Source organism: Kitasatospora sp. NPDC057198 (assembly GCF_042670125.1).
Classification (GTDB): domain Bacteria; phylum Actinomycetota; class Actinomycetes; order Streptomycetales; family Streptomycetaceae; genus Kitasatospora.
Map to the genome: position 1 here is coordinate 1 of NZ_JBHUWH010000258.1, position 10,912 is coordinate 10,912.

The following is a 10,912-nucleotide window of genomic DNA, read 5'->3' on the forward strand; positions in this document are numbered from 1 at the left end:
GCTGCGGGGCGGGGCACTGCGCCTGCTGTCCCGGTGGTGGCGGCCGGAGGCGGCGCACCGGGCCGACGCGAGCTTCCGGCCGTCCTGGGAGCCGCGCTACGTGCTGTACGAGAAGGCGTCCGAGCTGCCCGCGATCGGCCTGGCCGGGGTGCTGGCGGAGGGCTTCCCGGCCAGGCCCCGGCTGCGCCGCGGCGGGCGGGAGCCCTGACGGCGCGTCACCCGGACAGCAGCCACCGGGTGCCGCGGCCCCGCCCGCCGGGTGGACTGGGCGGGTCGGGGCCGAGGTCGGCGGAGGGCGGAGGGCGCGCGGTGGGCGAGCGGACGTGGCGGGGGGCGGTGGCGGCGGCGGGGGCCGTCGTCGCGGGGGCGTGGCTGCTGCACGGCGGCCTGGTCGGCACCCTGCCGCCGGCCCCGCTCGCGGCGCAGGCGTACGACGGCACCCCGGTCGGCCCGGCCGTCCCCGCGCTGCCGCCCTCGCCGCCGGTGCGGGTGCGGATCCCGGTGCTCGGGGTGGACGCCCCGGTGGCCCGGCTCGGCCTGGACGGCGAGGGGCGGCTGCAGCCGCCCCCGGAGGAGGACCGCAACCTGGCCGGCTGGTACCGGGACGGCGCCGCGCCTGGCTCCAGCGGGGCGGCGGTGCTGGCCGGGCACGTCGACAACGCGCACGGCCCGGCGGTGTTCTACCGGCTGGGCGCGCTGCACAAGGGCGACCAGCTGGAGGTCGCCCGGATGGACGGCTCCGGCGCCTGGTTCCAGGTCGACGGCGTGGAGGTCTACCCGAAGAGCGACTTCCCCGACCGCAAGGTGTACGCGGCCACGCCGGACGCCCAGCTGCGGCTGATCACCTGCGGCGGCGGCTTCACCCGGGAGGGCGGCTACGACGGGAACGTGGTGGTGTACGCGCACCTGGTGCGCACCCAGCGGGCCTGAGCGGCCGCCGTCCTGACGGGGTGTGCGGGCACCCGGCCGGGACGGCGGCCGGTCAGGCCAGCAGCTCGGCGAGCGCCCGGTCGCAGTCCAGGTACCGCAGCTCCTGCCCCTCGGGCACCACCAGGTAGCTGTGCCACAGGAAGCGGCGCAGCTCGGTGCGGTCGAACCGGAGCAGCGCCACGCCGTCGGGGGAGCGCAGCTCGACCACGGTGCGCCCGCCGGACGCGGGGCGGACGTGCACGTCCCCCTCGCCGCTGGGCAGGTCGAGCCCGGAGTCCAGCAGCTGGCGGGCGAACACCCACTCGACCCCGTCGACCCCGTCGGCGGCGTGCTCCGGCAGGGCGTCCGGCAGGGCGTCCGGCGGGCCGTCGACCGGGTTGGCAAGGTCGGCCGGGTCGGTCAGGTCGGTCGGGTCGGTCGGGTCCAGCGCGTACTCGGCCGGGAAGACCATCCGGACCGCCAGCGGGTCGTCGGCGCGGTACCGCAGGGCGACCTGCAGCAGCGCGGAGCGGTGGGCGCTGACGATCAGCCGGGCGTGCACGGTCTGTTCGAACGGCTCGGGCGCTGCGAACACGGCGGTTCCTCCGGAGGGACGTGCTGGTACGGGTGCTGGTACGGGTGCGACCGGTGTCGTCCCCTGTTGATGAAGAGTCACGCGGGGCAGGAACGATTACGCCGGTTCTGAGTCCGTTCCAAGTGATCCGCGTCACACTGGCGTGGACCGGTCCGGTCGTTCCGGGCCGGTGGCACGGGCGTTCCACGGGCGGCGGCGGGCCGTCCGGGGAGGGGCTCGGAAGTCGGTGCCCGCCCCGCCGGGCGGCTCCGCGATGACCGGTCCCTCCGGCAGCCGGACGCGGCCGCAGTCGCTGCCCGAGGTGATCGCGCCGAACGGTCGGCCCCGCCGTGTGAAGGTGCGGTGACAGTCGTACGAATCCGGTGGGACGCACGCCACAGGGGCGTGCCGCGGCGGCCGTCCGGGCTCCGGGAGGGGCTAGGCTGGGCGGGTTCCACGACCGCCCGCCGCCCGCGGGGTAAGGGCCTCGTACCGGCCCTGACCTGCGACGACCCCGTTCGGAGACCGTGACTACCGCCGCCTCCTCCGCGATGTCCCCGCTGTTCTCGCACGCCGACAGCACCCACCCCCGCCCGACCGGCACCTCCGCTGCCGCGCACCTCTCCCCGGCCTTCCCGGGCCGCGCCCCCTGGGGCACCGCGGCCAGCCTGCGGGCCTGGCAGCAGGGCGCGCTGGACCTCTACATCGAGAAGCAGCCCCGGGACTTCCTGGCGGTCGCCACCCCGGGCGCCGGAAAGACCACCTTCGCCCTGACCCTGGCCTCCTACCTGCTGCACAACCACCTGGTCCAGCAGGTCACCGTGGTCGCGCCCACCGAGCACCTGAAGAAGCAGTGGGCCGAGGCCGCCGCCCGGATAGGGATCCGGCTCGACCCGGCGTACTCCTCGGGCCCGCTGTCCAAGGACTACCAGGGCATCGTGATCACCTACGCGGGCGTCGGGGTCAACCCGATGCTGCACCGCAACCGGACCGAGGCCCGCAAGACGCTGGTGATCATGGACGAGATCCACCACGCCGGCGACTCCAAGTCCTGGGGCGAGGCGTGCTTCGAGGCGTTCGAGCCGGCCACCCGCCGGCTCGCCCTCACCGGCACCCCGTTCCGCTCCGACACCAACCCGATCCCGTTCGTCCAGTACGAGGCCGGGAGCGACGGCATCCGCAAGTCGGTCGCCGACTACACCTACGGCTACGGGCACGCGCTGGCCGACCACGTGGTCCGCCCGGTGATCTTCCTCAGCTACTCCGGCAACATGCGCTGGCGCACCAAGGCCGGTGACGAGCTGGAGGCCCGGCTCGGCGAGCCGATGACCAAGGACCTGATCGCCCAGGCGTGGCGCACCGCGCTCTCCCCGCAGGGCGAGTGGATCCCGGCCGTGCTGCAGGCCGCCGACCGGCGGCTGACCGAGGTCCGCAAGGGCATCCCGGACGCCGGCGGCCTGGTGATCGCCACCGACCAGACGGTGGCCCGCGCCTACGCCAAGATGCTGCGCGAGATCACCGGCGAGAAGGTCACCCTGGTGCTCTCCGACGAGACCGAGGCGTCCCAGCGGATCTCCGACTACGCCGAGGGCACCTCGCGCTGGATGGTGGCCGTCCGGATGGTCTCCGAGGGCGTCGACGTGCCCCGGCTGTGCGTCGGCGTGTACGCCACCTCGATCTCCACCCCGCTGTTCTTCGCCCAGGCCGTCGGCCGCTTCGTGCGCGCCCGCAAGCGCGGCGAGACTGCCTCGGTGTTCCTGCCGACCATCCCGATGCTGCTCGGCTTCGCCAACGAGATGGAGCTCCAGCGCGACCACGTCCTGGATCGGCCCAAGAAGGAGGGCGAGGGCCTGTTCGACGAGGAGGACCGGCTGCTCGCCGAGGCCGAGAAGGCCAACGACGGGGCCGACACCGGCACCGAGGAGTTCTCCTACGAGGCGCTGGGCAGCGACGCGGTCTTCGACCGGGTGCTGTACAACGCCATGGAGTTCGGCATGCAGGCGCACCCCGGCAGCGAGGAGGAGGAGGACTACCTCGGCATCCCGGGCCTGCTCGAACCCGACCAGGTGCAGATGCTGCTGCAGAAGCGCCAGCACCGGCAGATCCAGCGCTCCAAGGCCAAGCCCGCCGAGGAGGCCGACCTGCTCGAACTCCCGGCCGACGAGCGCCCGGTGGTCACCCACCAGGAGCTGCGCGAACTGCGCAAGGAGCTGAACGCGCTGGTCGCCGCCTGGCACCACCGCACCGACCAGCCGCACGGCAGCATCCACAACGAGCTGCGCCGCCAGTGCGGCGGCCCGCTCACCGCGCAGGCCACCGCCAACCAGCTCAAGGCCCGGATCGGCCGGATCCGCGAGTGGGCCACCCAGGGCTGAGTTCCGCCCGGCCCCCGCGGCGGGGGCGCCCAGGGCTGAGTTCCGCCCGGCCCCCGCGGCGGGGCCGCCCGGACCGGGTGCCGACCGGTCCGGGCGGCGCCCAGATATCGGACGCTTGAGCGCTTGCGGCGTGAATTATGTGCGCCTTATCCGATTTTTCATCACGACTTTCCATCGATGACGCCCGAATTCTGGACAACCACTTCCACCGGGCGGCCCCATTCATTAGCGTCTCCCCACACTCCCCGGGCCCCACCCGTCGGCCCGGCCGGGTGCCGCGGAGCTCTGCGCCCTGCCGATGCCGCCGAGGCCGGAACTCCCGCGCTGGACACCCTTCCCGCGCGCGACCAATTCCGGTGCGGCCCACGGTAGTTGTGCCGTAGGGTCGGACCTGCCGCGGAAAGGACCAGGCGCCTCGTGACTGCTGAGACCTCCCAGACCCTGGACAGGGGTGTCCGGGTACTGAAACTGCTCGCCGACTCCGAGCGCGGGCTCACCGTGACCGAGCTGGCGGCCCGACTGGCCGTCAACCGCACGGTGGTCTACCGCCTGCTCGCCACCCTGGAACAGCACGGACTGGTCCGCCGGGACATCGGCGGCCGGGCCCGGGTCGGCCTCGGCGTGCTCCGGCTCGCCCACCGGGTCCACCCGCTGCTGCGCGAGGCCGCGCTGCCCGCGCTGCGCTCGCTCGCCGAGGACCTGGGCGCCACCGCCCACCTCACCCTGGTCGACGGCAACGAGGCGCTGGCCGTCGCCGTGGTCGAACCGACCTGGACGGACTTCCACGTCGCCTACCGCACCGGCCTGCGCCACCCGCTCTCCGAGAGCGCGGCCGGCCGGGCCATCCTGGAGGCCCGCAGCTTCCCCGGCCAGCGCCGCCCCGAGCAGGGCTGCGTGATCACCCGGGCCGAGGAGCAGTCCGGCGCCAGCGGCGCGGCCGCCGCGCTGATCGGCCTCAGCGGCATCGAGGGCAGCGTCGGCGTGGTGATGCTCAACGGCCTCGTCCCGGAACGGGTCGGCCCGCGGGTGATCGAGGCCGCCACCGAGGTCGCCGACGCGCTGCGCTGAGCCCGACGCGCTGCGCTGAGCCCGACGCGCTGCGCCGGGCCGGCCCCGGCCGCGCCGGGTGATTCGCGCGGCCGTCCGTGCCGGGCGCCGCGGTGTGTTTGGATGCGGGGGTGGCTTCCCAGAACCTGCCCCCGGTCCTGACCTCCCCGCGCACCCGGGCCCTCGGCCTGTGCGCGCTGCCGGTGCTCGCGCTGTTCGCGGTGGCCGCCTTCGTGCCGCTGCCCTTCACCCTGGAGTCGCCCGGCCGGACCGCCGACACCCTGGGCGCGTACGACGGTGCCCAGGTGCTCACGATCACCGGGGCGCCGCTGCGGGAGACCTCCGGACAGCTGCGGGTGGTCACCGTCGAGGCGACGCAGCCGCAGCAGCGCAACAGCCTGTGGGACGCGCTGGCGGCCTGGCCCGACCCGGAGCGGGCGGTGGTGCCGACCGAGGAGGTCTTCCCGCAGAGCGACCCGGCGAAGGCCAACCAGGTGACGCTGCAGCAGATGACGCAGTCCCAGGACAGCGCGGCCCTGGCCGCGCTGGGTTACCTGCACCTGTCGCCGGAGCAGGTCAAGGTGATGGTCGACCTCGGCGACATCGGCGGCCCGAGCGGCGGCCAGATGCTCGCGCTGGGCATCATCGACAAGATCGCCGGGAACGGCAGGGGCGGCGACCTGACCGGCGGGCGCAACGTGGCGGGCACCGGCACGATCGACGCGGACGGGCGGGTCGGCCAGGTCGGCGGCATCCCGCTGAAGACCCGGGCGGCGAAGCAGGCCGGCGCCACGGTGTTCCTGCTGCCGCGCAGCGAGTGCGCGCAGGGCAAGGTCAACACCCCCGACGGGCTGCAGCTGATCCCGGTGGACACCCTCTCCGACTCGGTCGCCGCGCTCGAGGCGCTCGACAGCGGCGGCGCGGTCCCGCACTGCTGACGCCCCCCGGGGCACCGCCGTCCGGCGCGGGGCGCGGGGCGCGGGGCGGGGGAGCTGGTGGAGCGGCGGGCAGACGGGGCAAGTGGGGCAGCGGGGCAGGTCGGGGCAGTGGGGACCGGGCGTGGCACCCCCGTGCGCCCGGCCCTCGTACGCGGTCCGTCCCCCGGGGCCGCGTCCGGTCCTAGAGCCCGAAGGCGGCCGTCACCAGGTCGTCGCCGACCCGGGTGCGCAGCTGAGCGGCGATCTCCGGTAACCGGTGGGCCTGGGTCATCGGCAGCGACACCGCGACCGCGGCGAGGCCGCTGCCCAGCACGATCGGGACGGCCGCCCCGGCCGTGCCCAGCGCGTACTCCTGGTACTGGGTGATCGGCGCCGCCCGCTGCGGCCCGTGCCGGGGCAGCAGCGGCAGGTGGGCGGGCTCGCGCAGGGTGTACGGGGTGAACGGGACCATCGGGTAGCGGGCCAGGTGGTTGCGGCGCTCCTCGGCGGACATCAGGGCCAGCAGCGTCTTGCCGGCCGCGTGGGCGTGCGCCCCGGCCCGGAAGTGCCGCGGGTCGGCGGTGGGGGCGCCGGGCGCGGCCGCCGCGGCGAGCAGGTCCACCTCGCCGTCCTTGTACCAGGCGAAGTGGACGGCCGCGGACAGCTGGTGGGCGAGCCGGCCGAGCAGCCGGTCCAGCCGGGAGCGGCCGGCCGCCGGGCTGTCCTCCCGGCTCAGGCCGGAGACCGCCGGGCCGGTGAGGTACAGGCCCTCGCGGCGCTCCAGGTAGCCGTCGTGCACCAGGGTGCGCAGCAGGTGGTAGGTGGTGCCGAGGGCGAGCCCGGTGTCCCGGGCGAGCTGCTTGGCGGTGGCGCCGGACGGGTGCCGGGCGGCGGCCTCCAGCAGCCGCAGGGCCCGCTGCGCGGACGCGATCAGGGTCGCCCGCGGTTCGGCGGCCCGGCTCATCGCTGGGCCGCCCGTGGCCGAACGGCCCGTCCGGGGGCGGGTGCTGACGGTGGGACGGCCGGCGGGCACTCGGCGAGTGCGGTCCATATGCTCATGGCTGCGATCTTTGCGTGCACAGGCAGAAGGCATATGCCAAAAAACCTCCGGCGAGGGGAGGCGCGCCCGGGGACGGGCACCGGTCCAGGGTCAGCGGACGCCCCCCCCCCCCCCCCCCGTTCCGGCCGCCGCCCCGCCCCCCGTCCCGGCCGCCTGCTCCACCAGCGGCAGCACCCGGTACGGCACCGGGTTCTCCAGCGCGATCGCGGTCGACGCCCGGACGATCCCGTCGAACCCGACCACCCGGTCGATCACCCGCTGCAGATCGGCGTTCGACCGGGCCACGATCCGCACCAGCATGTCCCCGTGGCCGGTGATGGTGTGCAGCTCCAGCACCTCCGGCACCGCCGCCAGGTGCGTCCGGACGTCCGCGCCCTGCCCCTGCGAGATCTCCAGCGTCGCGAACGCCGTCACCGGGTAGCCCAGCGCCGCCGGGTCCACCTGCGGGCCGAACCCGCCGATCACCCCGCGCGCCTGCAGCCGGTCCAGCCGGGCCTGCACCGTGCCGCGCGCCACCTGCAGGCGGCGCGAGCACTCCAGCACGCCGATCCGCGGCTCCTCGGCGAGCAGCCGGATCAGCTTTCCGTCCAGCGCGTCGATGGCGTCGGGCTGCGGGGACACGGGGCGACTCCAGGGGGATGGGCGGTCGGGCGTCGACCGACATTGTGCGGCCGCCGGCCCCGCGCGTCGGCCCGGACGCCCGGCGGGACGGGTCAGTTGCCGACGACGAAGGTCTGCACGGTGGGCGCGTGGTCGTTCCAGGACACCATGACGGTGGAGACCCGGTCGTCCTTGGAGAAGCTGATCTGCATCCACTGGTCGCCGTGCCAGACCTGCACCGACCAGCCCGGGTCCGGCACCGCCGACACCAGCTTGGCGTCGGTGGGGCGCAGGTCGAGCGCCACCCGGCCGCCCAGTACCGGGTAGCTGTGCACCGTGCTGGGCGGGCTGCTGCTCTTCCGGGCCGGCGTGCTGGGCCGCGGGGTCGGGCGTCCCCCCGGCGTCGGGTCCGGGTCCGGGTCCGGCGACGGGCTCGGGGCCGCCGCCGAGGGCGTCGGCGCGACGACCGGGGAGGCCGGCGGACTCGTCCCCGCCGGCCCGGAAGAAGCCACCGAGGGCAGCTGAACCGCCACCGGCTGCTCGAACACCGTGTCGACGAGCACCGCGTGCACGCCGAGCCAGGACAAGGCCACCGCTGCTCCGGTGGCCGCCGTCCAGGCACCCAGTTGAACCAGTCCGCTCCGCATCGCGGGCCCATCCTGCCGTACGAAGGTCACGACCGGGTCAGCGGGCCGGGGGATCCACCGGAACCTTGTGGGAAAAGGGCGGCGAAGCTTCAGGGAAGCTGAAGTCCCGGCCCGTTCCCGGCCGGGGCGCACCCCCCGAGGTACAGACCGGTCGGCCGCGATGCCGTACCGTGCAGCCCCATGGCAACAGTGCTTGTGGTCGAGGACGACCCCTTTGTGCGTTCCGCCCTGATCCGCCATCTGGCCGACACCGGCCATGCCGTGCGCTCCGTCGGCACCGCCCTGGAGGCACTGCGGGAGGTCGCCCAGGTCGGGTGCGACCTGGTGGTCCTCGACCTGGGCCTGCCGGACCTGGACGGCAGCGAGGCGCTCAAGATGATCCGCGGCCTGACCAACGTCCCGGTGATCATCTCCACCGCGCGGGACGACGAGGCGGAGATCGTCCGGCTGCTGAACGACGGGGCCGACGACTACCTGGTGAAACCTTTCTCCGGAGAGCACCTGACCGCCCGGATGGCCGCCGTCCTGCGCAGACTGGGCGGCGGCGCCCTGATGGCACCCCAGATCCTCCGGGTCGGCGGCCTCGCCATCGACCCCCAGCGCCGCGAGGCCCTGCTCGACGGACAGCGGCTCGACCTCACCCGCCGCGAGTTCGACCTGCTGGCCTTCCTCGCCGCCCGCCCCGGCGTGGTCGTCCCGCGCAAGGAGATCCTGGCCGAGGTGTGGCGGCAGACCTACGGTGGCGACCAGACCATCGACGTCCACCTGTCCTGGCTGCGCCGCAAGCTCGGCGAGACCGCCTCCAACCCGCGCTACCTGCACACCGTGCGCGGCGTCGGCGTCCGCCTGGAGGCCCCCTCCGGACCGGTCGGGTGCACGACGTGAAACGCGTCCTGCGCTCGCTGCGCTGGGCGATGGTCAAGGCCGCCATCGCCGGCACCGTCATGGTCGCGATGGCCTTCCTCATCCCGCTCGGCCTGATGGTCCAGCAGACCGCCCGGGACCGGGCCTTCACCGCCGCCGAACGGCAGGCCGCCGCGCTCGGACCGGCCCTCGCCATCACCACCGACCAGGACGCCATCGCCAAGGCCATGGCCTCCACCGATGCCGGCAGCCAGGACCGGCTCGCCGTCCACCTGCCCGGCGGCATCACGGTCGGCGACGCCCGCACCGACAACGACCAGCCGCCCAGCACCGGCAACAGGGGCATCACCCCCACCGTCCGGGCCGGCACCTCCCGGGTCGACGGCGGCTACGTGCTGCTCCAGCCCGTAGCCGTCGACGGCGGCGGGATCGCCATGGTCGAGGTGTACGTTCCCGACAGCGACCTGTCGCGCGGCGTCGGCACCGCCTGGCTGGTGCTCTCCGGCGTCGCGCTCGCCCTGGTCGCGGTCTCCGTCGCGGTCGCCGACCGGATGGGCACCCGGATCATCCGCTCCGCCCGCCGCCTGGCCACCGCCGCCCGCTCGCTCGGCTCCGGCAACCTCGCCGTCCGGGTCCCGGTCGAGGGACGCGAGGCGGCGGGCGCGCCCGAAGAACTCCGGGAGGCCGCCTACGCGTTCAACGCGATGGCCGACCGGGTGGTCCACCTGCTCGCCGCCGAACGGGAACTCGCCGCCGACCTCTCCCACCGGCTGCGCACCCCGCTCACCGTGCTCCGGCTCAACGCCGCCGCGCTCGGTGGCGGCGACGCCGCCGACGCCACCCGGCACGCGGTCTCCCAGCTCGAACGGGAGGTCGACCAGATCATCCGCACCGCCCGCCGCGACCCCGAGGACGCCCCGCCGGTCGCCCTCGGCTGCGACGCCGTCGAGGTGGTCCGGGACCGGGTCGCGTTCTGGTCCGCGCTCGCCGAGGACGAGGGACGCCCCTGGCAGCTGACCGGCGACGACGCCCCGGCACCCGTCCCGGTGCAGCGCGGCGACCTGGCCGCCGCCGTCGACGCGCTGCTCGGCAACGTCTTCCGGCACACCGCCGTCGGCACCCCCTTCGCCGTCGACGTGATCGCCACCGGGGACACCGTCACCGTCCTGGTCGGCGACGGCGGGCCGGGCTTCACCGACCCGGACACCGCCATCCGGCGCGGCGCCGGACACGGCGGCGAGGGCTCCACCGGCCTCGGCCTGGACATCGTCCGCAAACTCGCCGAGGGCACCGGCGGCGAACTCCTGCTCGGCCGCTCCGCCACCCTCGACGGTGCCGAGATCTCGGTGCGGATCAACCTCCGCAGCGACGTCGAACTGCCCCGGCAGCAACGCCGCCGGACCGGCCGGCTGATGATCCGCAAGGACTAGGGCCGGGGACACCGGGCCGGGACGACCGGACCGGGGACACCGGACCGGGACGACCGGTACCGACACGGGAGCTGTTACCGCGGGGGCAGCAGCTCGAGTGTCGCTCCGCTCCCTTAAAAACGTCCTAAGCGGCGGCCAATGCTGCCTCATGCCGCCCCGGCGCGGACGACCGGGCCCGCCCCCCCGGCTAACGTCGGCCAGCACCGGGGCCGGCGACCCCGGAACCGTACGGGAGCCGGAGCCCGCTCCGCCCCGGAACCCGTACCCGCGCGCCGGGTCCGGCGCGGCCCCGCACCACGGCGGTGCGGCCGCCGCGGGTGACCGTCACCACAGCGCGCGCACCGGCACCGCGCGCACCGCCGCCGCCGGGAGACGCACCGCGGACCACCGGCCGACCGGCCGCGGACCGCGCCGGTCCCGGTGGGCGGCCCGATGACCGCGGTCGCCCCGGGCCGGGCCCGACCGTCCGGCCGCTCGCCCCAGCGGCCG

The 10,912-nt window shown here is 75.2% G+C and carries 10 protein-coding genes and 1 pseudogene; 7 read left to right on the forward strand and 4 right to left on the reverse strand.

What is annotated here, in order from left to right:
- Positions 1–208 (forward strand): annotated as a pseudogene (locus tag ACFUEL_RS25455) (hypothetical protein); the annotation flags it as partial.
- A gap of 101 nt (positions 209–309) precedes the next feature.
- Complete coding sequence (locus ACFUEL_RS25460; RefSeq protein WP_380239079.1) at positions 310–930, forward strand: class F sortase; 621 nt, start codon at positions 310–312, stop codon at positions 928–930.
- Positions 931–982: 52 nt separating this feature from the next.
- Here the strand turns inward: ACFUEL_RS25460 and ACFUEL_RS25465 are convergent, their stop codons facing one another.
- On the reverse strand, positions 983–1,504 hold the full coding sequence (locus ACFUEL_RS25465; protein WP_380239080.1) for an SsgA family sporulation/cell division regulator: 522 nt from the start codon (positions 1,502–1,504) through the stop codon (positions 983–985).
- Positions 1,505–2,034: 530 nt separating this feature from the next.
- On the opposite strand from ACFUEL_RS25465, the gene ACFUEL_RS25470 reads away from it, so the two are divergent.
- The 3 genes from ACFUEL_RS25470 (at position 2,035) to ACFUEL_RS25480 (ending at position 5,843) form a co-directional block, all read left to right on the forward strand.
- Entirely contained in the window at positions 2,035–3,858 is a 1,824-nt protein-coding gene (locus ACFUEL_RS25470) for a DEAD/DEAH box helicase (protein WP_380239086.1), read from the forward strand.
- 417 nt (positions 3,859–4,275) lie between these two features.
- Entirely contained in the window at positions 4,276–4,926 is a 651-nt protein-coding gene (locus tag ACFUEL_RS25475) for an IclR family transcriptional regulator (RefSeq protein ID WP_014135981.1), read from the forward strand.
- 110 nt (positions 4,927–5,036) lie between these two features.
- Positions 5,037–5,843: a S16 family serine protease gene (locus ACFUEL_RS25480; RefSeq protein WP_380239081.1), complete on the forward strand. Its 807-nt coding sequence runs from the start codon at positions 5,037–5,039 to the stop codon at positions 5,841–5,843.
- A gap of 181 nt (positions 5,844–6,024) precedes the next feature.
- Here the strand turns inward: ACFUEL_RS25480 and ACFUEL_RS25485 are convergent, their stop codons facing one another.
- The 3 genes from ACFUEL_RS25485 to ACFUEL_RS25495 form a co-directional block, all read right to left on the reverse strand.
- Positions 6,025–6,786, reverse strand: a complete 762-nt coding sequence (locus ACFUEL_RS25485) for a helix-turn-helix domain-containing protein (RefSeq protein WP_380239082.1) — start codon at positions 6,784–6,786, stop codon at positions 6,025–6,027.
- A 186-nt stretch (positions 6,787–6,972) separates the two neighbouring features.
- On the reverse strand, positions 6,973–7,503 hold the full coding sequence (locus tag ACFUEL_RS25490; RefSeq protein ID WP_380239083.1) for an Lrp/AsnC family transcriptional regulator: 531 nt from the start codon (positions 7,501–7,503) through the stop codon (positions 6,973–6,975).
- 92 nt (positions 7,504–7,595) lie between these two features.
- Positions 7,596–8,129 carry a hypothetical protein gene (locus ACFUEL_RS25495; RefSeq protein WP_380239084.1) on the reverse strand — a complete coding sequence of 178 codons (534 nt, stop codon included), beginning with the start codon at positions 8,127–8,129 and terminating at the stop codon, positions 7,596–7,598.
- 180 nt (positions 8,130–8,309) lie between these two features.
- Between ACFUEL_RS25495 and ACFUEL_RS25500 the strand changes: the two genes are divergently transcribed.
- Together ACFUEL_RS25500 and ACFUEL_RS25505 are read left to right on the forward strand one after the other, a co-directional pair.
- Positions 8,310–9,014 carry a response regulator transcription factor gene (locus ACFUEL_RS25500; RefSeq protein ID WP_380239085.1) on the forward strand — a complete coding sequence of 235 codons (705 nt, stop codon included), beginning with the start codon at positions 8,310–8,312 and terminating at the stop codon, positions 9,012–9,014.
- A gap of 17 nt (positions 9,015–9,031) precedes the next feature.
- Positions 9,032–10,423, forward strand: coding sequence for an ATP-binding protein (locus ACFUEL_RS25505; RefSeq protein ID WP_380239087.1), 1,392 nt, complete (start codon positions 9,032–9,034; stop codon positions 10,421–10,423).
- The last annotated feature ends 489 nt before the right edge of the window (positions 10,424–10,912 follow it).